22 protein-coding genes and 2 pseudogenes are annotated in these 26749 nt (G+C 66.3%); 16 read left to right on the top strand and 8 right to left on the bottom strand.

What is annotated here, in order from left to right; translation table 11 throughout:
• Positions 1-203 precede the first annotated feature (203 nt).
• Positions 204-467 (bottom strand): 30S ribosomal protein S20, encoded by a 264-nt coding sequence (gene rpsT / locus VNM24_00290; GenBank protein HWQ37036.1) that lies wholly within the window; start codon positions 465-467, stop codon positions 204-206.
• 159 nt (positions 468-626) lie between these two features.
• Between rpsT and murJ the strand changes: the two genes are divergently transcribed.
• Positions 627-2168 (top strand): murein biosynthesis integral membrane protein MurJ, encoded by a 1542-nt coding sequence (gene murJ, locus VNM24_00285; GenBank protein ID HWQ37035.1) that lies wholly within the window; start codon positions 627-629, stop codon positions 2166-2168.
• Between the two features lie 4 nt (positions 2169-2172).
• On the opposite strand, the gene cysB is transcribed toward murJ, so the two are convergent.
• Complete coding sequence (gene cysB / locus VNM24_00280) at positions 2173-3099, bottom strand: HTH-type transcriptional regulator CysB (protein HWQ37034.1); 927 nt, start codon at positions 3097-3099, stop codon at positions 2173-2175.
• A 186-nt stretch (positions 3100-3285) separates the two neighbouring features.
• Between cysB and VNM24_00275 the strand changes: the two genes are divergently transcribed.
• The 15 genes and pseudogenes from VNM24_00275 to ispH all read left to right on the top strand — a co-directional run bounded on the left by VNM24_00275 (position 3286) and on the right by ispH (position 18791).
• The gene (locus tag VNM24_00275; protein HWQ37033.1) at positions 3286-5004 is read left to right on the top strand and encodes a nitrite/sulfite reductase; all 1719 of its coding nucleotides are present in this window, start codon (positions 3286-3288) and stop codon (positions 5002-5004) included.
• Positions 4997-5473: pseudogene (locus VNM24_00270) on the top strand (DUF934 domain-containing protein). Before VNM24_00275 ends, VNM24_00270 begins: the two are co-directional and overlap by 8 nt.
• Positions 5474-5581: 108 nt before the next feature.
• Positions 5582-6262 (top strand): annotated as a pseudogene (locus tag VNM24_00265) (phosphoadenylyl-sulfate reductase).
• Positions 6259-7182 (top strand): sulfate adenylyltransferase subunit CysD, encoded by a 924-nt coding sequence (gene cysD / locus VNM24_00260; GenBank protein ID HWQ37032.1) that lies wholly within the window; start codon positions 6259-6261, stop codon positions 7180-7182. Before VNM24_00265 ends, cysD begins: the two are co-directional and overlap by 4 nt.
• A gap of 10 nt (positions 7183-7192) precedes the next feature.
• Positions 7193-8473 (top strand): GTP-binding protein, encoded by a 1281-nt coding sequence (locus VNM24_00255; protein HWQ37031.1) that lies wholly within the window; start codon positions 7193-7195, stop codon positions 8471-8473.
• Positions 8474-8475: 2 nt separating this feature from the next.
• Positions 8476-9222: a uroporphyrinogen-III C-methyltransferase gene (gene cobA / locus VNM24_00250; protein ID HWQ37030.1), complete on the top strand. Its 747-nt coding sequence runs from the start codon at positions 8476-8478 to the stop codon at positions 9220-9222.
• Positions 9223-9240: 18 nt separating this feature from the next.
• Positions 9241-10233 (top strand): sulfate ABC transporter substrate-binding protein, encoded by a 993-nt coding sequence (locus VNM24_00245; GenBank protein HWQ37029.1) that lies wholly within the window; start codon positions 9241-9243, stop codon positions 10231-10233.
• A 3-nt stretch (positions 10234-10236) separates the two neighbouring features.
• On the top strand, positions 10237-11070 hold the full coding sequence (gene cysT / locus VNM24_00240; GenBank protein HWQ37028.1) for a sulfate ABC transporter permease subunit CysT: 834 nt from the start codon (positions 10237-10239) through the stop codon (positions 11068-11070).
• Between the two features lie 44 nt (positions 11071-11114).
• Positions 11115-11960 carry a sulfate ABC transporter permease subunit CysW gene (gene cysW / locus VNM24_00235; protein ID HWQ37027.1) on the top strand — a complete coding sequence of 282 codons (846 nt, stop codon included), beginning with the start codon at positions 11115-11117 and terminating at the stop codon, positions 11958-11960.
• Positions 11932-13002, top strand: a complete 1071-nt coding sequence (locus tag VNM24_00230) for a sulfate/molybdate ABC transporter ATP-binding protein (GenBank protein ID HWQ37026.1) — start codon at positions 11932-11934, stop codon at positions 13000-13002. Before cysW ends, VNM24_00230 begins: the two co-directional genes overlap by 29 nt.
• A 28-nt stretch (positions 13003-13030) precedes the next feature.
• Positions 13031-13426, top strand: coding sequence for a CbiX/SirB N-terminal domain-containing protein (locus VNM24_00225; GenBank protein HWQ37025.1), 396 nt, complete (start codon positions 13031-13033; stop codon positions 13424-13426).
• 62 nt (positions 13427-13488) lie between these two features.
• Entirely contained in the window at positions 13489-14448 is a 960-nt protein-coding gene (locus VNM24_00220) for a bifunctional riboflavin kinase/FAD synthetase (GenBank protein ID HWQ37024.1), read from the top strand.
• A 101-nt stretch (positions 14449-14549) separates the two neighbouring features.
• Entirely contained in the window at positions 14550-17321 is a 2772-nt protein-coding gene (gene ileS / locus VNM24_00215) for an isoleucine--tRNA ligase (protein HWQ37023.1), read from the top strand.
• Positions 17314-17805, top strand: a complete 492-nt coding sequence (gene lspA / locus VNM24_00210) for a signal peptidase II (GenBank protein HWQ37022.1) — start codon at positions 17314-17316, stop codon at positions 17803-17805. The genes ileS and lspA overlap by 8 nt, the downstream gene beginning before the upstream one ends.
• Positions 17806-17870: 65 nt before the next feature.
• The gene (ispH, locus tag VNM24_00205; protein ID HWQ37021.1) at positions 17871-18791 is read left to right on the top strand and encodes a 4-hydroxy-3-methylbut-2-enyl diphosphate reductase; all 921 of its coding nucleotides are present in this window, start codon (positions 17871-17873) and stop codon (positions 18789-18791) included.
• 57 nt (positions 18792-18848) lie between these two features.
• Here ispH and VNM24_00200 read toward each other — a convergent pair whose 3' ends face one another.
• Genes VNM24_00200 through VNM24_00175 form a run of 6 tightly spaced genes read right to left on the bottom strand, consistent with a single transcriptional unit; the run spans position 18849 to position 26223 of the window.
• A complete protein-coding gene (locus tag VNM24_00200; protein HWQ37020.1) occupies positions 18849-22940 on the bottom strand; it encodes a PilC/PilY family type IV pilus protein in 4092 nt (1363 codons plus the stop codon).
• A gap of 27 nt (positions 22941-22967) precedes the next feature.
• Entirely contained in the window at positions 22968-23594 is a 627-nt protein-coding gene (locus VNM24_00195) for a hypothetical protein (GenBank protein HWQ37019.1), read from the bottom strand.
• A 23-nt stretch (positions 23595-23617) separates the two neighbouring features.
• Complete coding sequence (locus tag VNM24_00190) at positions 23618-24748, bottom strand: PilW family protein (GenBank protein HWQ37018.1); 1131 nt, start codon at positions 24746-24748, stop codon at positions 23618-23620.
• Between the two features lie 12 nt (positions 24749-24760).
• Positions 24761-25201, bottom strand: coding sequence for a type IV pilus modification protein PilV (gene pilV, locus VNM24_00185; protein ID HWQ37017.1), 441 nt, complete (start codon positions 25199-25201; stop codon positions 24761-24763).
• Between the two features lie 21 nt (positions 25202-25222).
• Positions 25223-25765: a GspH/FimT family pseudopilin gene (locus tag VNM24_00180; GenBank protein HWQ37016.1), complete on the bottom strand. Its 543-nt coding sequence runs from the start codon at positions 25763-25765 to the stop codon at positions 25223-25225.
• Positions 25759-26223 (bottom strand): type IV pilin protein, encoded by a 465-nt coding sequence (locus tag VNM24_00175; protein ID HWQ37015.1) that lies wholly within the window; start codon positions 26221-26223, stop codon positions 25759-25761. The genes VNM24_00180 and VNM24_00175 overlap by 7 nt, the downstream gene beginning before the upstream one ends.
• Positions 26224-26749: the final 526 nt, after the last annotated feature.

Genomic DNA, 26749 nt, shown 5'->3' with positions numbered 1-26749 from the left:
CAGCGCAGCGCTAACGGGCCGTATTGTGGGCGGCGTGAGCCGAAAGAGGGTCCGGGGGAGCCACTGGAGACATCGTGTGGGTTGGCCAAGCGTCACTCATGCCAGCAAGCCCGCCGGGCACAGCAGGCGCCGCCCCACCAAAGAAAAAGCCCGCAGAGGACTCCGCGGGCTTCTTGTCGTTCCTGCCACTGCCGGGGGCGGCTTCAGGCCATGGCCTTGATCGCCGCGGCCAGCCGGCTCTTGTAACGGGCGGCCGCGTTCTTGTGAACGATCTTCTTGTCTGCGATCGAGTCGATGCGCGACTGCGCCGCCCGCAGCGCCTGCGCGGCTTTGGTCTTGTCGCCCCCGGCGATCGCCTTGCGCACGTTCTTGATCATCGTGCGCAGTTCGCTCCTCAGGGACATGTTGTGGGCGCGACGCTTGATCGCCTGGCGGGCTCGCTTTTTCGCCGATGCGATGTTGGCCATGCGGACTTCCTCCGAACCTAAGGCTCCGAAAAAATCGCGCTATGGTACTGTTCCGGGCCTCGCGACGCAACCGCTTTCTCCGCGCTTTCCGCGAAGCGGAGCGCGCCGGGTCAACCGGCCGCGCTGGGCTAGAATCGGCTGCCCTGCCTTTCGACAAGAATGAACCTGCTCAAAGCCCTCGCCACGGTCAGCAGCTTGACCCTCGTGTCCCGGGTGCTCGGCTTCGTTCGCGACATGGTGATCGCCCGCGCCTTCGGCGCCGGGATTTACACCGATGCCTTCTTCGTGGCCTTCAAGCTCCCCAATCTGCTGCGGCGATTGTTTGCCGAGGGGGCGTTCTCGCAAGCATTCGTCCCGGTGCTGGGCGAGTACCGCAACAGCCGCGGCGAAACCGAGACGCGCCTGCTGGTCGACCGCGTGGCTACCGTGCTCGGCGCCGCCCTGATCGCGGTTTCCGTGATCGGGGTCCTGGCCGCGCCGCTGATCGTTTATCTCAGCGCACCGGGCTTTGCCGCCACGCCGGACAAGTTTTCTGTCACCGTCGAGCTGCTGCGCATCACTTTTCCCTACATTTTGTTCATCTCGCTGACTTCGCTCGCCGCAGGGATTCTCAACACCTGGTCTCGGTTCTCCGTTCCCGCGCTCACGCCGGCGTTGCTCAATATCTCCTTCATCGTCTTTGCCCTGTGGCTGGCTCCGTACTTCCACCCCCCCATCATGGCGCTCGCCTGGGCGGTCTTTATCGGCGGCGTCCTGCAGCTCGCATTCCAACTGCCGTTTCTGCTCAGGGTCGGCATGCTGCCACGGCCGCGCTGGTCACCGCACGACCCCGGCCTGCGCAAGATTCTTTCCCTCATGGCGCCAGCGGTCCTCGGCGTATCCGTGAGCCAGCTCTCGCTGTGGGTCAACACCATCTTCGCCTCGTTTCTCGTCACGGGCAGCGTGTCCTGGCTCTATTACGCGGACCGCTTGATGGAGTTTCCCACCGGGCTGCTGGGCGTGGCGCTGGGCACGATCTTGCTGCCGAGCCTGTCGCGAAGTTTCGCGGAGAGAACCCCCGCGGAATACTCGACGCTGCTCGACTGGGGCCTGCGGCTCACCTTCCTGCTGGCCGCGCCCTGCGCGGTCGCGCTGGCCGTGCTGGCGCTCCCCCTGATCGCGACGTTGTTCCGCCACGGCGAATTCGGCGCAAACGATGTGTTCATGACCCAGCGGGCGCTGGTCGCCTACAGCCTCGGTCTGCTGGCGCTGATTCTGGTCAAAGTGCTGGCGCCCGGATTCTACGCCCGGCAGAACATCCGCACGCCGGTCCGCATCGCGCTGATCACGCTCGCGGCCACGCAGCTGATGAACCTGGCGTTCATCTGGTGGTTGCGCCACGCCGGGCTGGCGTTGTCGATCTCGCTCGCGGCATGGCTCAACGCCGGGTTGCTGTTCTGGAAGTTGCGCCAGCACGCCGTCTATCGGCCGGCGCCCGGCTGGCCGGTCTTCCTGATCAAGGTGGCAGCCGCCGTCTGCGTCATGGGGGCGGTGCTCGCCTGGACCATGGGGGACGCCGAACTCTGGCTGCAGGGGCGTGCGCTGGACCGGGTGGTGCGGCTGGCGATGCTGGTGTTCGCCGGCGCAGCCAGCTACTTCGCCGCCCTTTGGCTGCTCGGATTTCGCCCCGCCGACTTCAGCAAAAGGGTGCGAGACGGCTGAACGGTCAGGCCTTGGCGCGCATCGCGGTCTCGACCACTTTTCGCGTCAAGTGCGGCGCGAACATCTCGATGAAGTCGTACATGTAGCCGCGCAGATAGGCGTTCTTGCGGATGCCGATGCGCGTGGTGCTCGACTCGAACAGGTGGCTGGCGTCGAGCGCTCTGAGCCCGCTGTCTCGGCGCGGATCGTAGGCCATCATCGCGACGATCCCGATGCCGAGCCCCAGCTCGACATAAGTCTTGATGACATCGGCGTCGATTGCGGTCAACACGACGTTGGGGGTCAGTCCGCGCCGGGAAAATGCTTCGTTGATCTTCGATCGTCCGGTGAACGCGAAGTCGTAGGTGATGATCGGGTAGCGGGCGATTTCCTCCAGCGTGAGTCTCTTCACCTTGAGCAGCGGATGGCCCGGCGGCGTCAGGACGCAGCGGTTCCATTCGTAGCATGGCAGCATGACCAGGTCCTGGTAGTACTCGATCGCCTCCGTCGCGATCGCGAAATCGGCCTGACCGGAGGTCGTCAGCTCCGAGATTTGCGTCGGGTTGCCCTGGTGCAGGGACAGCCTGACCCGGGGATAGCGCTCGCGGAACTTCTTGATCACCGGCGGCAGCGCGTAGCGCGCCTGGGTGTGGGTGGTGGCAATCGTCAGGCTGCCCACGTCCTCGCGAGTGAACTCCTCGCTCGCCTGCTTGAGACTGGCGACGTCCTGGAGCACCCGCTCGGCGATCTGCAGGATGACCTTTCCCGGCTCCGTCACCGCGACCACGCGTTTGCCGTGGCGCACGAAGATCTGAACGCCGAGCTCGTCTTCCAGGCTCTTGATCTGCTTGCTGATGCCGGGCTGCGAGGTGTAGAGCACCTCCGCCGCCTGCGAGAGGTTGAGGTTGTTGCGGGCGACTTCGTGGATGTATCGAAGCTGTTGCAATCGCATGGTCTGAAAGTGACCCCCCTTTCAAATGCGCAGATGTTATTTGAATCTAACTGAATATTCGTTCCCGCAATATTGTGCCATTGCTAACATCCGCTGGCACCGAATACCCGGAGCGCGAACCGCGCTCGGTCGCGCGCCCGTGTCGGGGCGTCAGGCTCCGGACGGACCCACAGGCAGGGCACAGCAATGTACGCGTACGACCGGGTCGATCGCGCGCTGGTGGCGCAGCGCGTGGCCCAGTATCGGGATCAGGTAAGGCGCTTCCTCGCGGGAGAACTCACCGAGGACGAGTTCCGCCCGCTGCGTTTGCAGAACGGGCTCTACCTGCAGAAGCATGCGCCCATGCTGCGCGTGGCGATTCCCTACGGGGTTCTTTCCGCGCATCAGATGCGCACGCTGGCCGGCATCGCCCGCCGCTACGACCGCGGCTACGGCCACTTCTCCACCCGGCAGAACCTTCAGTTCAACTGGCCGCGGCTGGAGGACACTCCGGACATCCTGGCCGAACTGGCCGCGGTGCAAATGCATGCCATCCAGACCAGCGGCAACTGCGTGCGCAACATCACGACCGACGAGTTCGCCGGCGTGGCGCCCGACGAGATCGCCGACCCGCGGCCATTCTGCGAAATTCTGCGCCAGTGGTCCACGTTTCATCCGGAGTTCAGCTTCCTGCCGCGCAAGTTCAAGATCGCGATCAACGCGTCCGAGGAGGATCGCTCGGCGACCGCCTTTCACGATATCGGGCTGTATCTGCGGCGCGCCCCCGACGGCGAGCTCGGCATGCGGGTGTCGGTGGGCGGCGGCATGGGGCGCACGCCGATGCTCGGGGCGGTCATTCGCGAGTTCCTGCCGTGGCGCCATATGACGACGTACGTCGAGGCGATTCTGCGCGTCTACAACCGCTACGGACGCCGCGACAACCTCTTCAAGGCCCGCATCAAGATCCTGGTGAAGGCCATCGGCGCGACGCAGTTTGCGCGCCAGGTCGAGGACGAGTGGGCGCTCATCAAGGATGGACCGGGCACGCTGACCGAGCAGGAGCTGGCGCGCGTGTCCGCGTTCTTCCTCGCTCCCGATTACCTGCCGCGGGCGGACCACGAAACGGAGTACCTCCGCCGTCTTGGCGAGAATCGCGCCTTTGCGCGATGGGCAGAGCGAGCGGTGCGCGCGCACCGCGTGCCGGGCTATCGCGCGGTGGTCCTGTCCCTGAAAAAGACCGGGGTGCCGCCCGGCGACGCGACCGCGGAGCAGATGGAGCGTGTTGCCGACTGGTCCGAGCGCTTCGGTTTCGGGGAGATCCGCGTCTCGCACGAACAGAACCTGATTCTGCCCGACGTGCGCTCCGGTGACCTTCACGCGCTATGGCGGGAAGCTCGCGAGGCCGGACTTGCCACGCCGAACCCGGGGCTGCTCACCGATATCATCGCCTGCCCCGGCGGAGACTTCTGCTCGCTCGCCAATGCGAGATCGATCCCCGTCGCCGAGGCGATTCAGCGCCGCTTCGAAGACCTGGACTATCTGCACGACATCGGCGAGCTGAACCTGAACATCTCGGGGTGCATGAATTCCTGCGGCCACCACCATGCCGGCCACATCGGCATCTTGGGCGTCGACAAGGACGGCGAGGAGTGGTACCAGGTGTCGATCGGCGGTGCCGACGGCTCGCGCTCGAGCGGTGCGCGCAGCGCGATCGGCAAGGTGATCGGGCCTTCGTTCAAGGCGCAGGACATGCCGGACGTGGTCGCCCGGTTGATCGATGTCTATCTCGCGCATCGGCAGGCGGGCGAGCGTTTCATCGATACGGTGGAGCGGGTGGGAATCGCGCCGTTCAAGGCCGGCGTGTACGGTACGGCCGCACCCGGCAGGGCGGTTGAGGCCGGTCGGGAGGTGGCGGCCGATGCCTGAAATCATCCGGGGTGACGCCATCGCGGCGGACGACTGGCAGGTGCTGCGCCCGGCGCCCGGAGCACCTTCAGGGGCGGTGGACGTTCCTGCGGGTCGCGTCCTCGTCCCGCTCGCGCTCTGGCTGGAACGCCACGAGGAGCTTCTGCGCCGCGGAGATGTCGGCGTCTGGCTGAGCGGCGGCGATGAGCCGGACCGGATCGCGCCCTGGGTCGAGCGCCTGGCGCTCGTTGCGGTGGACTTTGCGAAATTCACCGACGGGCGCGGTTATTCGCTCGCCTATCTGCTGCGCTCGCGCTACGGCTATCGCGGCGAGCTGCGCGCCATCGGCGACGTCCTGCCCGACCAGCTCTTCTTCATGCGCCGCGTGGGGTTCGATGCGTTTGCCCTGCGCCCCGACAAGGACGTGCGCAAGGCGCTTGCCTTCCTGCGGCCGTTCTCCGATGCCTACCAGGGCTCGTGGGACGACCCGCAGCCGGCGTACCGGCGCCACGCCCGCGGCTGGCCATCGCCAGCTCCGCACCGTGAGGCAGGTGCCGGGCCTGACAGTCCCGCCGCGACCTCGCCGCCCGCCGAAGCGCTCGAAGCACGCCTTCGGGCGATCGTGGCCGAGTACCGCAACGTGGCCTTCGCCAGCAGCCTGGGCGCCGAGGACATGGTGCTGACCGATGCCATTCTGGGCGCCGGGTTGCCGATCGCGATTTTCACGCTCGACACCGGCAGGCTGCACGGGGAGACACTGGCCCTGCTCCAGCGCATCCGCGAACGCTACGGACGCGAGATCGAAGTGTTCCGTCCGCTCGCCGCCGAAGTCGACCGCTACGTCGCGCAGCACGGCCTGAACGCCTTCTACGAGAGCGTCGAGTTGCGCAAGCGTTGCTGCCACATTCGGAAAGTCGAGCCTCTGAAACGCGCGCTGGCTGGCCGCGACGCCTGGATCACCGGCTTGCGCCGCGAGCAGTCGATCACGCGCGCCGGCCTCGCGCTGCGCGAAGCCGACAGCGTGCATGGCATCGCGAAGTTCAATCCGCTGGCCGACTGGAGCGAGGCGCAGGTCTGGGCCTATCTGCGCGAGCGCGCGGTCCCCTACAACCCGCTGCACGAGCGCGGCTACCCGTCGATCGGCTGCGAGCCCTGCACTCGGGCCATCCGGCCCGGCGAGGACATCCGCGCCGGACGCTGGTGGTGGGAACAGCGCGACAGCAGGGAGTGCGGCCTGCACGTCGCGCCGGCGGAATCGAGCGCGGAGGCGACGCGGTGAGCGCCGTACTGCAAGCGGATCGCGACCGCGTCACGCATCTGGACTGGCTGGAATCGGAGGCGATCCACATCCTGCGCGAGGTGGCGGCCGAGTGCCGCAGCCCGGCGCTGCTGTTCTCCGGCGGCAAGGACTCGATCTGCCTGCTGCGGCTGGCGGAGAAAGCGTTCCGCCCGGGCCGCTTCCCGTTCCCGCTGCTGCACATCGATACCGGGCACAACTTCCCCGAGGTGATCGCGTTTCGCGATGCCCGGGCGGCCGAACTCGGCGAGCGGCTGGTGGTGGGACACGTGGAGGATTCCATCCGGGCGGGCCGCGTGCGGCTGCGCTCGGAGTTCGAGAGCCGCAACGTGCACCAGTCGGTGACGTTGCTCGACGCCATCGCGCAGCATGGGTTCGACGCCTGCATCGGCGGCGCACGCCGCGACGAGGAGAAGGCCCGCGCCAAGGAGCGCATCTTTTCGTTCCGCGACGAATTCGGCCAGTGGGACCCGAGAAACCAGCGACCCGAACTGTGGAGCCTGTACAACACGCGGGTGCATCCGGGCGAGCACATCCGGGTGTTTCCCATCAGCAACTGGACCGAGCTCGACGTCTGGCAATACATCGCGCGCGAAAAGCTGGCCGTGCCCTCGATCTATTACGCGCACCGGCGCGCGGTGATCCGCCGGCCGGGCGGGCTGCTGCCGGTGTCGCACCTGGTGCAGCCCAGGCCCGGCGAAGTGGTGGAGACGCTGTCGGTGCGCTTTCGCACGGTGGGCGACATGACCTGCACCTGCCCGGTGCAATCCCTGGCGGCGACCCCCGAGGAGATCATCGCCGAGACCGCCGCGACCAGGATCACCGAGCGCGGCGCCACGCGCATGGACGATCAGACCTCGGAAGCGTCGATGGAACTGCGCAAGAAAGAAGGCTACTTCTAGAGAAGCGGCCATGTCAGCGATCGAAAGCCTTTCTCCCGTCGACACCGGCATGCTGCGCTTCACCACCGCGGGCAGCGTGGACGACGGCAAGAGCACGCTCATCGGGCGACTGCTCTACGACACCAAGGCGATCCTCGAGGATCAGCTCCACGCGCTCGAACAATCCAGCCGCCGGCGCGGTCAGGCTGGGCTGGACCTGTCCCTGCTCACCGACGGGCTGCTGGCCGAGCGCGAGCAGGGCATCACCATCGATGTGGCCTACCGCTACTTCGCCACGCCCTCGCGCAAGTTCATCATCGCCGATACCCCCGGCCACGAGCAGTACACCCGCAACATGGTGACCGGCGCCTCGACGGCCGATCTGGCCGTCGTGCTGGTGGACGCGCGCAAGGGCCTGCTGACCCAGTCGCGCCGACACGCCTACATCGCGAGTTTGCTGCGCATCCCGCACCTGGTGCTCGCCATCAACAAGATGGACGCCGTGGACTATGCCCAAACAGTGTTCGAGGACATCCGGCGCGCGTTCCAGACGTTCGCGAGCGCGCTCGAATTCCATCGGGTCGACGTGCTGCCGATCTCGGCGCTGAACGGGGACATGGTGGTGAGCCGGGGAGAGCGGCTGCGGTGGTACTCGGGACCCACGCTGCTCGAGATCCTGGAGAGTGCCGAGGTGGGGCGTGCCGCCCTGCGCGGCCGCTTCTACTTTCCGGTGCAACTGGTGGCACGTCCGGGCGCGAGCGGCGCGGCGCAGGCGCGCGGCTATGCCGGGCGCATCGAATCGGGCGCCATCGCGGTCGGCGAGGAGATTGCCGTACTGCCCGCGGGGCTGCGCAGCCGGATTCGGGAGATTCGGACTTTCGATGGCCAGTTGCCCCGGGCGCATGCTCCCCAGTCGGTGACTTTCGTGTTGGAGGACCAGCTCGACATCTCCCGCGGCGACGTGCTGGTCGCGGCGCGCGAGAGGGCAATCGTATCGAAGGAACTGGAGGCTACGCTGTGCTGGCTCGGGGCCGAACCCTTCAACCGCGGCCGGCGCTACCTGATCAAGCACGGCACCCGCATCGTTCGCGGCCTGTTCGATGCGCCCCGGTATCGCGTCAACGTCAACACGCTCGAGCACGAGCCGGCCGATTCCTTCGGGCTCAACGACATCGGGCGCATCGCGTTGCGCACGGCGCAGCCCCTGGCATTCGAGCCCTACCGGGAGAACCGCGCGGCCGGCAGTTTCATCGTCATCGACGAGGCCGGCAACAACACCGTCGCGGCGGGCCTCATCGAGACGAGCGCCTGAACATGGGCAAGGTCTATCTCGTGGGTGCCGGTCCCGGCGCACCCGATCTGCTGACCCTGCGTGCCGCCCGGCTGCTGGCGCAGGCCGACATCGTCTTTCACGACGCATTGGTCCATCCCGAGACGCTCGCCCTGGCAGCAAAGGCGAAAAAGGTCGCCGTGGGCAAGCGTTGCGGCCGCATCTCCACCGATCAGCGCTTCATCAACCGTTGCCTCGTGGAAGCGGCCTCGCGCCATGACACGGTGCTGCGGCTCAAGGGTGGCGATCCGATGCTCTTCGGACGCGCTCAGGAAGAGATCGATGCCTTGTCCGCGGCCGGCGTTCCCTGGGAGGTGGTACCCGGCGTGACCGCCGCGCTGGCGGCGGCCTCGCAGCTCGGCGTGTCGCTGACTCGCAGAGGCTTGAGCCGCAGCGTCGCTTTCGCCACGCCGCGCACCGGCGCGCAGGAGCGCGCCGCGAGCTGGGCGCAAAGCGTGGCGGCCGCCGACACCGCGGTGCTCTACATGGGTGCCGGCCAGGTCGCCGAGGTTGCTGCGGCGCTGATTGCGGCCGGAGTGCCGCGCGAACGGCCGGTCGCTATGGTCGAGCATGCTTCGCTTCCGGGGTCGCGCGAAGTGCGCACAACTCTGGAAGGTCTGGGCCGTGCGGGCGAGTGGAACCTCGATGGACCGGCGATCATCATGCTCGGAGAGGTGCTTGCGGCAGCCGCTTTGGCAGCCGATGCGACCTTGCTGGCGGCCGCCGGCTGACCGAGGGCGGCGAGCTTCATGCGGTTTGCGCCCCTGGCGACGATCCTCGGCGTGCTGCTTGCAGCGAACGTCCGCGCGGACGTCGCGATCCTCAACGCTTCCTACGATCCGACGCGCGCGTTCTACCGCGAGTTCAACGCGGCCTTCGCCAGGCACTGGCGGGCGGTGACCGGCGAGAAGGTCACGATCCGGCAGTCGCATGGCGGCTCCGGCAAGCAGGCGCGCGCGGTGATCGACGGACTGCCGGCCGACGTGGTCACGCTCGCGCTTGGCTACGACGTGGATGAAATCGCCGCGCGTACCGGGATGCTGGCGCGCAACTGGCGCGAGCGCCTGCCGCACGGTGCCGTTGCGCATACCTCCACCATCGTGTTCCTGGTGCGCACGGGCAATCCGAAACGCATTACGGACTGGGACGACCTCGTGAGGACCGACGTATCGGTGATCACGCCCAATCCCAAGACCTCGGGCGGCGCACGCTGGAACTATCTGGCCGCCTGGGGCTTCGCGCTCCACAAGTACCGCGGCGACGAAGCCCGGGCGAAGGAATTCGTCGCCCGGCTCTATCGCAATGTCCCGGTGCTCGATTCGGGCGCGCGCGGTTCCGCCACGACGTTCGTCAAGCGCGGCATCGGCGACGTGTGCATCACGTGGGAGAGCGAAGCCCACCTGGCGGTGAAGGAGCTGGGATCCGACAGGTTCGAAATCGTCGTGCCCTCGGTGAGCATCCGGGCCGAGCCGCCGGTGGCCATCGTGGACAAGGTGGTCGACAAGCGCGGTACCCGGAAGGTCGCGCAAGCCTATCTCGAGTATCTGTACAGCGAGGAAGGGCAAGACATTGCGGGGCGCAATTTCTACCGGCCCACGCAACCGAAGATCGCCGCGAAGTATGCGAGCCGGTTCCCGGCCGTCAAGCTGTTCGCGGTCGACGAGGTGTTCGGCGGCTGGCAGAAGGCGCAGAAGACGCATTTTGCCGATGGCGGTGTGTTCGATCAGATCTTCCAGAAGTAGGCTATGCAATCGTTTCGTCAGCACAGCGTGCTCCCGGGATTCAACCTGGCCCTGGGATTCGCGCTCTTGTATCTCAGCCTGATCGTGCTGATCCCGCTGTCGGCTGCGTTCATCCGGACCGCGTCGCTCGGTTTTGCGCAGTTCTGGGAAACGGTGACCTCGCCCCGTGTATTCGCTTCCTACCGGCTGACCTTCGGAGCCTCGTTCGCGGCGGCTTCGGCGAACGCGTTGTTCGGCCTGCTGGTGGCGTGGGTGCTGGTGCGCTATCGCTTCCCCGGCAAGAAGCTGGTGGATGCACTGGTCGACCTGCCGTTTGCGCTGCCGACCGCGGTGGCGGGCATCGCGCTCGCCGCGCTCTACGCGCCCAATGGCTGGATCGGGCGCTGGTTCGAGCCGCTCGGCATGCAGATCGCGTTCACGCCGCTGGGCGTGTTCATCGCGCTGACCTTCATCGGCCTGCCGTTCGTGGTCCGCACGGTGCAGCCGGTGCTGGAAGACCTCGAGCCGGACCTGGAGGAGGCGGCGGCTACCCTGGGTGCGTCCCGGTGGCAGACCATTCGGCGGGTGATCCTGCCCACCATCCTCCCCGCGCTGCTCACCGGCTTCGCGCTCGCGTTTGCGCGCGCCGTCGGCGAGTACGGCTCGGTCATCTTCATCGCCGGCAATGTGCCGATGGTCTCGGAGGTCACGCCGCTGCTCATCGTGACCAAGCTCGAGCAGTACGACTACGGCGGCGCCACGGCGCTGGCGGTGGTGATGCTCGTGATCTCCTTTGCCCTGCTGCTCGCGATCAATGGCCTGCAGTGGTGGGCGCGCAGGCGCGGGGGAGCGGCGTGAGGGCGGTCGCTGCGCTGCCGTTGCCGGCCGCCGGCGCGACGAGCATGGCCAGGCAGGAGGCGCCCTGGGTTCGCCGCGCGCTGATCGGCATGGCGCTGTCGTTCCTGACCCTGTTCCTCTTCCTGCCGCTCGCCGTGGTGTTCCACGAGGCGCTCGGCAGGGGACTCGCGGTCTATCTGTCCGCGATCGCGGATCCCGAGGCGCTGGCTGCCATCCGGCTCACCCTGGCTGCGGCAGCCATTGCGGTTCCGCTCAACCTCGTCTTCGGCGTGGCCGCTGCCTGGGCCGTCGCGAAGTTCGAATTCCGCGGCAAGAGCCTGCTCGTGACGCTGATCGATCTGCCCTTTTCGGTCTCGCCGGTCATCTCGGGGTTGATCTATGTCCTCGTCTTTGGCCTGCAGGGATGGCTCGGGCCGTGGCTTGCCGACCACGGCCTGCAGGTCATCTTCGCCGTGTCCGGCATCGTGCTGGCCACGCTTTTCGTGACCGTCCCCTTCGTTGCCCGCGAGCTGATTCCGCTGATGCAGGCCCAGGGCACGGAAGAGGAGGAGGCCGCGGTCCTGCTGGGCGCCGGCGGCTGGCAGGCGTTCTGGCGGGTCACCTTGCCGAATATCAAGTGGGGCCTGCTCTACGGCGCCATTCTCTGCAATGCGCGCGCCATGGGCGAGTTCGGCGCGGTGTCCGTGGTCTCCGGCCACATCCGCGGGCTGACCAACACGATGCCTCTGCATGTGGAGATTCTCTACAACGAATACAACTTCGCCGCCGCGTTCGCAGTCGCCTCGCTGCTGGCGCTGCTCGCACTGGCAACACTGGCGCTGAAGTCGCTGATCGAGGGCAGGACGAAGCCCGGGAGCGCTCATGAGCATCGAGCTTCGCAGTCTTCATAAGCGCTTCGGCAGTTTCGCGGCGCTCAACGACGTCAGCCTGAGTGTCGAGCCCGGCGAGCTGCTGGCGTTGCTCGGACCATCGGGTTGCGGCAAGACCACGCTCCTGCGAATCATTGCCGGCCTCGAGATACCGGACAGCGGTCAGGTGCTGTTTCACGGGGAGGACGCGACCGACCGGCACGCGCGCGAGCGGCGGGTGGGCTTTGTGTTCCAGCACTATGCGCTGTTTCGTCACATGACGATCTTCGAGAACGTCGCCTTCGGCCTGCGCGTGCGGCCGAGGTCCGCGCGCCTGCCGGAGTCGGAGCTTCGCGGTCGCGTCTCGGAGTTGCTGAGGCTGGTGCAGCTCGACTGGCTGGCCGAGCGTTATCCGCATCAGCTCTCGGGCGGGCAGCGCCAGCGCATCGCATTGGCGCGCGCCCTGGCGGTGGAGCCCCGGGTGCTGCTGCTCGACGAGCCGTTTGGCGCGCTCGATGCCAGGGTGCGCAAGGACCTGCGCGGCTGGTTGCGCCGCCTGCACGACGACATGCGGATCACCAGCGTTTTCGTCACGCACGATCAGGAGGAAGCGCTGGAAGTGGCCGACCGGGTCGTGGTCATGAACGAGGGACGCATCGAGCAGGTCGGCACGCCGGACGAGGTCTACGAGGCACCCGCCAGTCCCTTCGTCCTCGAGTTTCTCGGGAACGTCAACCTGTTTCATGGCCGGCTGCATCAGGGGCGCGCCTGGATCGGCGGGATCGAGATCGAAGTGCCACAACATGCGCAGGCGCAGGAACAACCCGCGCTCGCCTATGTGCGCGCCCATGACATCGAGATCGCACGACACCCGCAGGCGCATGCGGGATTGCCCGCGCGGGTGGCGCATGTGTTGGCGTTGGGCCCGGTCGTGCGCCTGGAACTCGCCCCGCAGGATCCGCCCCACGTGCCGATCCACGCGCAGATCAGCAAGGAACGCTTTCGCGAGCTGCGCCTGGCCGCCGGAGACCTGGTCTACCTGAAACCGCGCCGGGTCGACGTCTTTCCGGGTCCGGTACACTAGCGCATGTGACAGTCACTGCCTTGCGACGATGAAACGCACGCCCCGCGACGCGATCGTCCTGTTCGCTCACGGCGCGCGCGACCCCGGGTGGGCGGAACCGTTTCGCAGGATCCAGGCGCGGCTGCGCGCGGCCTGCCCGGAAGCCGCCGTCGAACTGGCCTTTCTCGAATCGCTGCAACCCGGTTTGGCGGACGCCGCGGCCCGGCTTGCCGACGCAGGCGTGTCGCACATGACCGTCGTGCCGCTGTTTCTCGCGCAAGGCGGGCATCTCAAGGAAGATCTGCCGCGTCTCGTCGCCCGCATTCGGCAGACCCATCCCGCAGTGAGGATCCGGGTCACGGCCGCGATCGGCGACTCGGAAGCACTGACCGACGCCATCGCCGACTGGGCGCTCGCGCAGCACCGCGAGGCGCCCGGGAGCTGATCCGGCGGCCGGGAAACCGCTAGAATTCAGCCCTTTCCGGTTTTTGACTGGCGTTTCGTGCGATGCGGGTCTTCCGCGGCATCCCGGCGCGCGCGGATCGTGCGCTGGCGCTCACCATCGGCAACTTCGACGGGGTTCACCTCGGGCACCAGGCGATGCTGGCGCGCCTGATCGAGGCCGCCGCACGGCTCGGCGCGCCGGCGGCGGTCATGACGTTCGAGCCGCAGCCGCAGGAATTCTTCGCGCCGGATCAGGCGCCCGCCCGTCTGACCAGCCTGCGCGAGAAGCTCGAACTGCTGCGCAGCCACGGGGTGGAGCGCACTTATGTCTTTCGCTTCGACTATCGGTTCGCGCAGCTCTCGCCGCGCGATTTCATCGAGCGCGTGCTGGTGCGCGGTCTGGGCGTGAGGTGGCTGCTGGTCGGGGATGATTTTCGATTTGGCGCACGCCGCGCCGGCGACTTCGCCATGCTCAAAGCTCTGGGCGCCGAACACGGCTTCGAAGTCGAGGCGATGCACAGCGTCGTCCGGGGTGGTGAGCGCGTCTCCAGTACCGCGGTGCGCGCGAGACTGGAGGCGGGCGACCTCGCCGGAGCGCAGGCGCTGCTCGGCCGGCAGTACGCGATCAGCGGCCGGGTGGTGCGGGGCGACAGCCTTGGAAGCAGGCTGGGCTATCCGACCGCCAACGTGCAGCTCAGGCGGTTGCGGCCGGCGCTGGCGGGCATCTTCGTCGTCGAAGTCGACTGCCTGGAAGAGCGGCCGCTTCCGGGCGTGGCGAGCGTGGGTGTGCGGCCGACGGTGAAGCAGCGCGGCGAGCCGACACTGGAGGTCCATCTCTTCGACTTCGAGCGCCGAATCTATGGCCGCCGCATTTGCGTGCGCTTCCTGCAAAAGCTGCGCGACGAGCAGAAGTACGCCACGCTCGACGAGCTGACGGCGCAAATCGCGCGCGACGTGGCGGTGGCGAAGCAATTCTTCCGGTTCAAGGGCACGGAGGCACACAGAAGTGTTGGAAAGAACTGATCGACCGATGCGGTGGCGGCTGCCGGTGCCGCCAACTGAGCGGCTCGTTGCCGTTGCGGCGCGTCGCGGCAACGGATCCGTCTGCGCCTAAGCACAAGGCCATGGGCGACTACCGGCACACGCTGAATCTTCCCGACACGCCGTTTCCGATGCGCGGCGATCTGGCCAGGCGCGAACCTGGGTGGATCAGAGACTGGCAGGAGCGCAAGCTCTATCAGCGCATCCGCGAAGCCTGCCGGGGCCGGCCGAAATTCATACTGCACGACGGCCCTCCTTATGCCAACGGCGACATCCATATCGGACACGCGGTGAACAAGATCCTGAAGGACATCGTCGTGAAATCGAAGACGCTGGCCGGCTTTGACGCGCCCTATGTACCCGGCTGGGACTGCCACGGACTGCCGATCGAGCACCAGGTCGAAAAGCAGCAGCACGGCAAGCACGTCTCGCCCACCGAATTCAGGAAACTGTGCCGCGAGTACGCCGCCCAGCAGATCGAACGCCAGCGCAAGGACTTCATCCGCCTCGGCGTGCTGGGCGACTGGGAGCATCCGTACCGGACCATGGACTTCAAGACCGAGGCGGACACGATCCGGACCCTGGGCAGGATCCTGGAGCGCGGGTATCTCTATCAGGGCGCCAAGCCGGTACACTGGTGCACGGAGTGCCGCTCGGCGCTCGCCGAGGCGGAGGTGGAATACGAGGAGCGCACCTCGCCTGCGATCGACGTCGCCTTCCAGGTGGCGGACAACGACGAGCTGGCGAAGCGGCTGCGCTTCACCCAGATCTACGAACCCGCTTACGCCGTCATCTGGACGACCACTCCATGGACTCTGCCGGCCAATCAGGCGGTGACGGTGCACCCGGATCTGGACTATGCGCTGGTGCGGCTCTCGGCCGGACTTTTCCTGCTCGCGGCGCAGCGGGCGGAGCAGTGCATGGCGGCCTACCAGGTCGAGGACTGGCGGATCGTGGCGCAGTTCAGGGGCGCGCAGCTCGAGGGCCTGCGCCTGCACCATCCGTTCTACGATCGCCAGGTGCCGATCATCCTCGGAGAGCACGTCACGCTGGACACGGGTACCGGCCTGGTGCACACCGCGCCGGGGCATGGGCTGGAGGACTTCGAGGCCGGCAACAAGTATGGTCTTCCGGTCGACAACCCGGTGGATGATGACGGCCGCTTCTTCCCGACCGTGCCTCTGGTCGGTGGGCTCACCGTGTGGAAGGCCAACGACGTCATCGTCGAGGCGCTGAAGAAGAACCGGAAGCTGGTGCGCATCGAGCGCTACCAGCACAGCTACCCCGTATGCTGGCGTCACAAGAGCCCGATCATCTTTCGCGCCACGCGCCAGTGGTTCATCGGAATGGAGCGCGCCGGGCCGGACGGCAAGACGCTGCGCGAAGTCGCCCGGGCAGCGGTCGAGGCCACCGCGTTTTTCCCGACCTGGGGGCGCGCCAGACTGGAAGCGATGATCGCCAACCGGCCCGACTGGTGCGTTTCGCGCCAGCGCAGCTGGGGCACGCCGATGGCGCTCTTCGTCCACCGTGAGACCGGCGAACTGCATCCGCGCGCTCTGGAGTTGCTGGAGCAGGCGGCGCAGCGTGTCGAGAAGCAGGGTATCGAAGCCTGGTTTTCGCTCCGGGAAGAAGAGCTGCTCGGCGGCGAGGCCGACACCTATCGCAAGGTGCCGGACACCCTGGACGTGTGGTTCGATTCCGGCTCGACGCACGCGACCGTCCTGGCAGGCCACCCGGACCTCGGCAAGCCCGCGCACCTTTACCTGGAAGGCTCGGATCAGCATCGGGGCTGGTTCCAGTCCTCGCTGCTGACAGGCTGCGCGATCGACGACCGCGCGCCGTACCACGCCTTGCTGACTCATGGATTCGTGGTGGACGGCGAGGGGCGCAAGATGTCCAAGTCGCTGGGCAATGTCATTGCGCCGCAGAAGGTCATGGACACGCTCGGCGCCGACATCCTGCGTTTGTGGGTGGCGGCCACGGACTACTCGGGCGAACTGTCGCTCTCCGAGGAGATTCTCAAGCGGGTCGTGGAGAGCTACCGGCGTATCCGCAACACGCTGCGTTTCGTGCTTGCCAACCTCGATGATTTCGACCCCGGCGGCGATGCGCTCGCGGTGTCGGAGTGGCTGGAAATCGACCGCTACGCCGTGCAGATGGCGCAGCGCCTCCAGGCCCAGCTGGTCAAGGACTACGAACGCTTCGAGTTTCACCTGGTCGTGCAGCGGCTGCAGACGTTCTGCTCGGAGGATCTCGGCGGCTTCTATCTCGACATCCTGAAGGACCGGCTCTACACGAGCCCCAGGAAATCGAAGGCGCGCCGCTCGGCGCAGAGCGCGCTGTGGCACATCGGGCACAGCCTGCTCACGTTGATGGCACCGGTGCTGTCGTTCACCGCTGAAGAGGCGTGGCCGATCCTCACCCGTAACCGGGATGACAGCGTTTTCCTGCACACCTGGCATGCGTTCCCGGATACCGGCGCCGACCTTTGCGCACGCTGGGATGCGATCCGCCAGATCCGCTCGGAAGTGCAGAAACGGCTGGAAGAGGTGCGTGCCGAAGGTCGCATCGGGTCCTCCCTGCAGGCCGAAGTGCGCATCCACGCCAACGGCGAACGCTACCAATTGCTCTCAATGCTCGGAGACGAGCTGAAGTTCGTGCTGATCACCTCGCAGGCGACCGTCGCCGGCGCGCAGGGGCCGGACAGGATCGAGGTCATGCCCAGCCCCCACCGCAAGTGCGCGCGCTGCTGGCATTACCGCAGCGACGTGGGACACGACGCCGACCACCCGGAACTGTGCGGCCGCTGTACGCTGAATCTCTTCGGCGCCGGAGAGCACCGGTCCTATGCCTAGCGCCGCGCGCTGGTTCACGCTGAGCGCGCTCATCGTCGTGCTGGACCAGGCCTCGAAGTACGTGGCCGTGCGCGCACTGGCGCCCGGCTCGCCGCTCGAGGTGCTGCCCTTTCTGGCGCTGTGGCTGACCTACAACCCCGGCGCGGCGTTCAGCTTCCTCGCCGATGCCGATGGCTGGCAGCGCTGGTTCTTTGTCGCGGTTGCGATCATCGCCTCTGGCGTCATTGCCTATCTGATCGTGAAAAACCGCGGCGACGCGCTCCTGTGCCTCGCGCTCTCCCTGGTGCTCGGCGGCGCGATCGGCAACCTGATCGACCGGCTGCTCCGGGGCGCGGTCGTGGACTTCGTCCTGCTGCACTGGCGCGGCTGGCACTGGCCGGCGTTCAACCTAGCCGATTCCTGTATAACGGTCGGCGTGGTCGTCATGATCTGGGACAGCCTGCGCCGCTCCCGGGTCAAGCAGGTCTCGGCGCGGCGGCCGTAAGGCCAGAGAGCCGCCGTCGACCGACGGCGACCGGTCATCGGGAGGGGTGGTTACAATTGCGGTTCATGAAAGTCCTGTTGGCCAACCCTCGCGGCTTCTGTGCCGGCGTCGACCGCGCGATCGAGATCGTGGAGCGCGCGCTGGCGATTCACGGCGCACCGATCTACGTGCGCCACGAAGTCGTCCACAACCAGTACGTCGTGAACGACCTGCGCCGCAAGGGAGCCGTGTTCGTCGAGGCGCTGTCCGAAATCCCGCCCGGCGCCACCGTGGTGTTCAGCGCTCACGGCGTGTCCCAGGCGGTGCGCCGTGAGGCGCAGGCGCGCGGCCTCAAGGTGTTCGATGCGACCTGTCCGCTGGTCATGAAAGTGCACGTCGAAGTGGCCCGGATGCGGGAACAGGGGCGCGAAGTGATCATGATCGGCCACCGCGGCCATCCGGAAGTGGAAGGCACCATGGGGCAGAGTTCGGGCGGCATGTATCTGGTGGAGTCGGTGGAGGACGTCGAGCGACTGCAGGTCGCCGATCCGGACAATCTCGCTTTCGTGACGCAGACAACGCTGTCGGTGGACGACGCCCGCGGCATCGTGCAGGCGCTCAAGAGGCGCTTCCCGTCCATCCTCGGCCCGAAGAAGGACGACATCTGCTACGCGACTCAGAATCGCCAGGATGCCGTCAAGCTGCTCGCCCGGCAGTGCGACCTCGTCATCGTCGTCGGCTCCCCCAACAGCTCGAACTCCAACCGGCTGCGGGAAGTGGCGTCCAACAGCGGTGTGCCGGCCTACATGGTGGACGATGCCAGCGCGGTCGATGCCCGCTGGTTGGAGGGCAAGGCCATCGTGGGGGTTACGGCCGGGGCATCCGCGCCCGAACTGCTCGTGCGCCAGGTGGTGGCGCGCCTGGAAGCGCTCGGAGCGCGCGAGACGCGCGAGCTGGAAGGCGTTGCCGAGCGCATCACGTTTCCCCTGCCCAGGGCGCTCGCCTGAAAGGTGAACAGGCCGGATTTCCGGCCTGTTCGTGTCGCAGCCGACCGATTCGGTCGATCAGTAGATCAGCTCTCTCCAGCCCGTGCGCTTGCCTGAGGCGGCCGAGCCGCCGACGTTCACGCCGAAGGAGGTCTTGGCTCCGGTCGCGTCCGTGGCGATCGCCTTCAACTGACCGCTCGGCAACCGGACGATGACCACGCCCACGGTGATGGCGTTGCCCAGCTTGGCGGCGACCGCGTTGCCTGGACTGGTCGACACGTACTGACCGGAGTCGTAGGCGAACTGGTACTGCCAGCTGTCGCCGCCGGTGGAGCAGGCATCGGTGTTGGGGACGTTGGTCGTTACCAGCAGCGTGCCCAGCACCAGCTGCGGGTCGATGCTGACGCGCTCGCCCGGCGAGTCGTTGGACGGGTTGAAGTCCGCGTACCAGCCGTTGTTGCTGCTCCAGTTGACGGGGTTGGTCGAGGTCGTCCGGGTGATCGGATCGACCACCGAGATCGTCTGCTGGACCAGATTGGCGCTGCTGCGCACGTTGCCGTAAGCCACCCCCTTGTCCTTGATCGCGTAGACCGACTGCTGATAGGCGTCGGTCGACGGCGGCGACCAGGTTGCCGGGTCCTGCAGGTCGCTCACCCCGAGATAGCGCCCGGTGCCGACGAACACCACCCGGTTGCCCTGCACCAAGCCGAGTTCCGGTCGCGTCGTGACCGATTGCGGACGCCCGCTGCCGTCGGTCAGAACCCCCAGTTTCAGGATTCCGGACGGGCTGGTGGTGAGGTCGAAGCGCCACAGGTTGCCGAGCAGATCGCCGCCATAGACGTACTTGCCGGTGTTGTCGGTATTGGCGCTGTCCGCCCACACCGAGATGCGACCCAGTCCGGATGGCGTGGTCGTATCGCCCACCCCGGTGTCCAGCTTTTCCAGGATCGCACCGGTGGCGGCGTCGAGCACGTACAGGTAACCGCGACCGCTGCCGGGAGAGATGTTGTTGTAGCCCGAAGTCACCAGCACCACCCACTTGCCGTCGCTCGGGCGCTTGGTGATGACCGGGTTGCCGTAGCTGAGCCCCATGTCGGCGTCCCACACCGCGCAGAGGGTGGAGTCGTGACAGATCTCCCACAGCCCCTTCGGATTCAGCGGATCGGTCACGTCCAGCGCGTAGTAGCCGCGCCCGCCGGAGTTGAGGCCGGCGACCAGAATGGTCTTCCAGGCACCGCCGATGAACACGTCCATCAGCACCGGGGAGCCGTCCGCCAGGTAGACGTGCTTGGTGGCGTAGTTCTTCTCCGCCAGCTTGTACATGTTCGGCATCACGATCTTCGGCACGTAGGCCCACATCTCCTGCCCGTTGTCGGCGTTGAAGGCGTGCAGCATGCCGTCGTTGGCCGCGATGAACAGGGTGGCCTGGCGCGAAGCGTTGGCCGTCTTGAAGGAAGCGTAGTCCGGGGTCACTGCATCGGCGAAGGCGAAGCGCGGCTCGCGCATGTAGGCCGGTGTCGCGTTCACGGTGTCGCCGAGGGCGTGCACGCGATCGCGGTATATCGTGCCTTCGTGCTGGGTCTGGCCGCGCAGAAAATTGACCATGTTCTTTCCGTTGTTCGCGGTGGTCAAGTCCGCAGAAGACAGCAGCGCGCATTGCGACAGGTTGCTCGTCGGGCTGCACTTGTTGGCGAAGTACGCCTGTTCGGAGGCGCTCATGCTGGTGAACAGGAAGGACTTGAGCTTGTTGGAAGCCGCGGGGTCGATCATGTAGATCGTGCGCGTGTCGGTCGAGGGTCCGACCTTGGCATCGAGCAGCGTCTGGGCCGACCATTTGATCGTGGGCACCACGTTGCCGGTGGCCGGATCGATGTCCTGGGCGACGACTTCCCCGTTCCACTGCACCGTGGTGTAGGTAGAGCTGAAGATCGATCGGTCGGTCGGGGTGATGTTCGGACTGCTGGTGGCCGAAGCGGCCGCGGCTGCCGTACGGACGTTCAGCCCGGTCAGTGCGCCGCTCAAGCCGTCGGCGACCTGGTTCGGGTCCTGTGCCAGGTAGAACGTGCCGCGGCCGTTGACCGCCGCGTGCCAGAGGTCGTCCAGCGCGGTCAACTGATCGGCCACCGGCAACGGCCAGTTGCAGGTGCCCGAAGTCCAGAAGCACGCGCCGCTGGTACCCGCCTTGATGTTGGCGAAATCACCGGTCGCCGCCGTCTCGTAGTCGGAGCGGTAGGTCATCAACCCTTCCACGATCCCCAGCGTGAAGGTGGTCATGTGCTGGTGCGGCGCCGAGTCCTTGGCGGAAGTCGGCACATTGTTGTTGGAGACGTCGGTGCCCAGCGCACCGAGCGAGCCTGCAGGCCGCAGGTCGGTCTTGTAGTAATACAGCGCGACGTCCGCCAGGGTGTTCGACGCGCCGATGTTGCCGTCGAAGGCGCCAACCGCGCGGGTCGAATAGCCGGAGTTCACGTTGTCCTGGTCTCCGATCGACCCGCCGGTGAGATTCACGCCGGCGTTGCCGTTCCAGTAGCCGTCGGTGGTCAGGATGGTGAAGTTCTGCTGGCAGGAGTACTGCACCGGATCTTCCGGCATGCCGCTGTTGATGCCGGTGGTGATCCCGCCGAAGTGCCGTCCCACCCGTGCCAGCGCCTCGCGCAGCGGCGTGCCGCTGTTCGAGGTCTGCGAGTAGAACATGTTGTACCAGGCCGCCTTGTGGGTCGCGGTGAACTTGTCGATCTTGAGGTACTTGCTCGAGCTGACCGGCGAGCCCGGATTGATGGTGATGAAGCCCACCCGGTAGCGGTCGTCGATCGGGGCGAAGGCGCGCCCGGCGGCGGATTTCATCATCTGCATCCGGGTGCGGTAGTAGGCGTACCAGTTGGCGAAGTTGGTCATCTCTTCGTCGTAGGTGCATACCGGCCGCGCGGCGCAGTCGAGCCGGTTGGGACGGTTGCCGTAGCTGGTCGTCGTGGAGACGATGTCGGTGCGGGTGAAGTTGCCGTAGCGCGGGTTGTCGTAGGTGGTGTCGTATTTCGCCCGGCAACGCGGGGTGGTACCGCCTGGTGGATTGCCGCTTACCGGCGCCGGCGCGTGCGCATCGTCGCGGGTCTTGCAGTAGCGCACGTACGCCGGGAAGTTGTAGCTCGTGCCGGCGACCGTGGTGGGGACCGTCGACGCCACACAGTTGACGAGCTGGGCATCCGAGCAGTGCTCCTTGGGCGTGATCGTGTAGTAGTGCGGGTTGCTGTTGATCGTCAGTGCGTGTCGATACCCCGGGCGCCTGATTGTGCACTTGCGATTGCTCGTGGCGCTTCCGGCGTCCAAGTAGGTGAAGGTGTTCGAATCGACAACGTTGACGTTCACAAGGCTGCTGCCCGTGTTGAAGGCGTTGTCGCATTGGCTGCCAAATACCTCGATTCTGTCGCCCGTCACGAGCCCGTGATTGGCGATTCGCATCGTAATGATGAAGGTGCTGCCCGAGGCGTTTCGGCAGACTCTCGGCGCGCTCAGCGTCTGGCATGTCGCGGTGGTCGTGTTTGCACTGTATGTCATGTCCGAGCTTGTCGAGAAAATCGTGATTGAGGACGACTCAGGGTAGCCAAAGGTCCGACCGATATCCGGCCCAAGCGTCTGCGGCTGTTCTCGATATTCAAAGGGGGTATTGGTGTCGATGCCGTTGCGCCGGCAGTTGGTCAGGCCCGAGTCGTCGCAGTACACGATCTCCGGAAAGCTCGTAATCAGGTTCGTGTTGCCCGAGCTGCTGAAGAAGCCGTCGGTCTTGGTGCTGGTCCACGGCGAGGTCTGCGACGGATACGGAGCACCCGTGGCATCGAGCGGCGGGTAATAGGTGACCTGCGGGTTGTAGTAGATGGTGTTGAACTGCGGCGAGTAATACGGCGGATCGCCGCGGTTGCAGTCGTCGTTGCCGCTCGAGCGTGTCTTGCAGGTGTCGTTGTCGGTCGCGTAGTCCGGCAGGTAATCCCGTCCCATGCTGCCCGAGTCGTCGAGCACGAACATCAGATTGGGCAGCACCGCTCCGCTCGAAGAGGCCGAAAGCGGCGTGTTCGAGATGTCGGTCGGGGCCGCAAACGCGGGCGCGCACAGCCAGGCCGCCATCAGGGCGCCCAGCGCGGACGCGCGGCGGAGAAGTGTGACGTTGGGCTGGTTCATGACAACCTCCAGGCGATCCGGTGAAATCTATTGCGAAACGGCGATCATCGATTGCACGTAGCTCTGCGTGTTCCGCGGGCCGGCCGTACGCACCGTGACGCGGTAATAGACTTGTGGTGTGCCTTCGAACACGACCGCGCCCACCGCCATGCTGCCGCCGGTCGCGCCGGCGCCGGTGGGCATGGACAGCGCGCATTGATTGGCGGCGCCCCCGGCGCAGTTGCCGTTGTAGGCCGCGTCGGGGCAGGTGCACATGCGGTGAATGAGGTAGGAGACGACGTTCCCCGCCGGATCGGCAGCGCCGCCGTCGAGGTCCACGGCGTCGTTCCAGGTCGCAGAGGCGGTCCAGTCGGGCTCCGAACCGGGCATCGAGGAGTAGTAGCCCGCGGTCAGATCCGAGTTGTTCAGGGTCGCCGTGCCGGCGCGCGCCACCAGCCACTGGTAGGCGGCCTCGATGCCTTTGTCGGTCGCGTTGAGCGCCGACTGCTTGAAGCCGAGATTGCCGGCGATGACATTCGCGGTGTCGATGGATCGCGTCATCCCGACGGCCGCGAGCGTCATGGCCACCAGCACGATGAGTGCGATCACGAGCACCACGCCGTGCTGGCGGCCGCGGAGATTGCCGGGGGTACGGGGGAACCGGTGCGTCCTCATAGCTGCGTCCTTTGTCGCCAGGATCACGAGAGCTGCTGCCACATGAGATTGCGCAGCGGAACGGTCGTCTCGAACACGCGGTAGCGGTAGCACTGCCAGTTCGGGTCGTTGGACAGGTCGAACGTGCCGCCCGACCAGGTCGGCGCCGCGGTCGTCGCGTCGCAAGGTCCGGCGGCCACGTTGGGCCGCTCCGGCTGTGCCGAACGAGCGACGAGCGCCAGCCGAATGGTGATGATGCGGGCCCAGTCGGCGGCGCTCGGCGTGCCCGGCATGGTATTGGTGTAGTTGTCGACCGCGCCGTCGTCGGCCACGAAGGTCGCGTGGTCGACGGTGCCGTTGTCCACGCCATCGTCCTTCCCGTACTGCACTTTCATGTGCACGATGTTCTCCGCGATGGCCACCGCGACGCCGGGCGTCGTCGCGAACGTCGAAGTCTGCATCAGGCGTGCGTTCTGGACGCTGTAGGTGTTTCTGATGGGCGCGTTGCCCAGGTTGTAGAGCGTGCCGCTGGTGGTGTAGCTGATGCCCAGCCCGCTCGGCTTGTTGAAGCGTGCGGTCACGTTCGCTCCCGCGGCATTGATGTAGTTGCCGCTGTTGTGAATGACGTTGTCGGTCTGTCCCGGCGTGCCCGGCGTTTCGGTGACTTCCGCGAGCGTGCAGTCCTTGCCGGGCTCCGCGGCGAGCACGAGGTGTCCAGGGTAGAAGCCGAAGCGATTGCTGACCTTGAACGTGGCCGCCGGCGAGGGCATGTTCTGCGTGATCTTGGCCGGAGCCGCCAGAAGGTCGGAGTCTCCATACATGATCGCGACCGTGTCGGGCGTCTTGGCATCGGCGCCCGGCGTGATGATCACGGGAGCGAGCGTAAAGTTGGGAATGTCGGGCGGCGTGGCGAGCTCGTCGTAGGCGCGCACCGTGCAGCCGAGCAGGGCCGCGTTGTTGATCCCGTAGCCAGCCATGCGCAGGTCGCGCTCCAGCGTGAACAAGGCGAGCGCCCCGTACTGTTGGGCGTCGCCTCCGCTGGTCGAGGTTCGCTTGATGTCCTCCGACACTGCGAACACCTGGAAGATGATCACCGTCCCCAGCAGTGCGATCACCATGGCGACCAGGATCTCGACCAGGCTGAATCCGCGCATATTGAAAGGTGCAGTCTTCATCGAAGCCTTCCGTCAGCAGCAGTTGATCGAGGCAATGACCGTATGACTGTGCGGCGGGGGGGGAGGACTGAGATTCGCCTCTTCCGGGTGTTGCCAGAAAATCGTCACCGTGACGACGTTGCCGGCCGCGACTTCGATGGTGGGCGGATTGGCCGCGGCGCCGGGCAGCGCGCTGTTGACCTTGGCGACCCAGCGGGTGAGAACCGCCGGTACCGTGCCGCCGGCGTAGTCGTACGACGCCAAGTTGGCGCGATTGGCCCACATCTCGCCGATGATTTCGTTGGCAAGGAAACTGGCATCCATCCGGTACTTCGATTCTGCGACGGTCTTGATCGCCACTGCCTGCATGCCGACCACCGCCAGGATGCCGATGGAAAAAATCAGGATGCCGAGCAGCGCCTCGAGCAGAGTGACACCGCTCTGTTTCGATCCGATCCGACGAACCGGTTTCATGTGTCCTCCGTCGAGGCTTCGCTAGCAGGCGCGCGGATCGCCGGCGGCGACCGCCGGATCGCACATCCGGAAGGCGCCCCCGCTCGAGATCGCAATCCGCAGGCAGCGCATCGGTCCGTCGGCCACGTGCTTGCAGGCGCCTCCGCTGGGGTTGCTGAAGTCCAGTTGCGTGATCGACGGGCTGGCGTCATTGTTCGGCGCAACCCAGCCCATGCCGTTGAAAGAAATGCGATCGGCCGCCGCGGGGAGAATCGCGACCACGGCGCCTGCGGAGCCTTCCGCGGCCGGCCGCTCCTGGATCTGCTCTCCGGTGAGCGGCAGCGACACGGTCCAGCTCGACCCGCCCGTGAGCACCAGTTGCGCCAAGGTGTTGCGCCTGACCGCCTCGGCACGCGCGATCTGCATGCCGTTGACGACTGCTTCGGCCGCGTTGCGAATCTGCGTGTTCTGCAGCCAGGTGTTGTAAGCCGGCACGGCGATGACCATGAGCAAGGCGACCAGCGTGAAGCTGACCAGAATCTCGATCAGCGTCACGCCGTGTTGTGAGCGATGCGCGGTCAGCATGTGCCGTTCTTCCTTTGTACCCAGCAATTGCCGGCCGGCAACTGCCAGCCGGCGGGAACGGCGACGGTGCGCCGGGTGTTGCTCTGGTCGATGCTGAACTGAAAACCATCCACGCCGGAGTTGACCTTGGCGGTCGCGGTGATGGTGTAGCTTTGCCCGCCTACCGGGATGTTGCAGGCGTAGTCGAAATGTTCTCCGGTGGGCAGCGGAGCGACCGTACCTGCCGCACAGGCGCCGGTATAGGTTCGATTGTCCTGGTAGTACTGCTCCATCTTGACCCGCTGCCCGGCGAGCGCCGCGGTTGCCTCCGCGAGTTTTCCTCGCGCGACGTACTGTTGATAAGAAGGCAGTGCGATCGCGGCCAGGATCGCGACGATGCCAACGGCGATCATCACCTCGATCAAGGTGAAGCCGCGATCGCGCGAGGCCTTGCAAAACCGGTTGGATCTGGTGCGCATTTCGTTCTCCCTGTTGCGATGATTAGCCTAGTCAACTGGCATACGGCTCGAAAGCGGATTCCGATGGACGGCCGGATCGGTGCCCCGAACGGCGGATGCCACTCGCGGTCCTTGCCGACGTCTTCGGCCCAGCAATATTTTTCGGCGCGCAGCATGCGTGAAGGCGAGCGCGCGGCCGAAGCGGGTTCCGACGGACGGCTGAATCCGGGGAACGAACGGCAGGAGCGTTGTGCGAATTCGTTCCCCGACGGACCGCGGGTGATCCGGCCAGCCGCCACAGGGACCTGTCGCTGGCCCGATCGGTCCTGCGAACGGCTGTAAGCCGATGAAGGGTCGGGGGTTTCTCGGGATTAGACAGAGTCCAAATGTCTACCTATAATTTCCGCCATGCAAGGCACTGCGTACACCCGAGACAACCTCGCCGACACGCTGCGTGCTCACGGAATCAACCCGACGCATCAGCGCATCGAGATCGCGTACGCGCTGTTCTCGCGCCAAGAGCATCTGTCTGCCGATCAGATCATGG

This window comes from Burkholderiales bacterium (assembly GCA_035560005.1).
Taxonomy (GTDB): domain Bacteria; phylum Pseudomonadota; class Gammaproteobacteria; order Burkholderiales; family Eutrophovitaceae; genus DASRFY01.
This window is presented reverse-complemented; position numbering and strand designations above follow the sequence as displayed.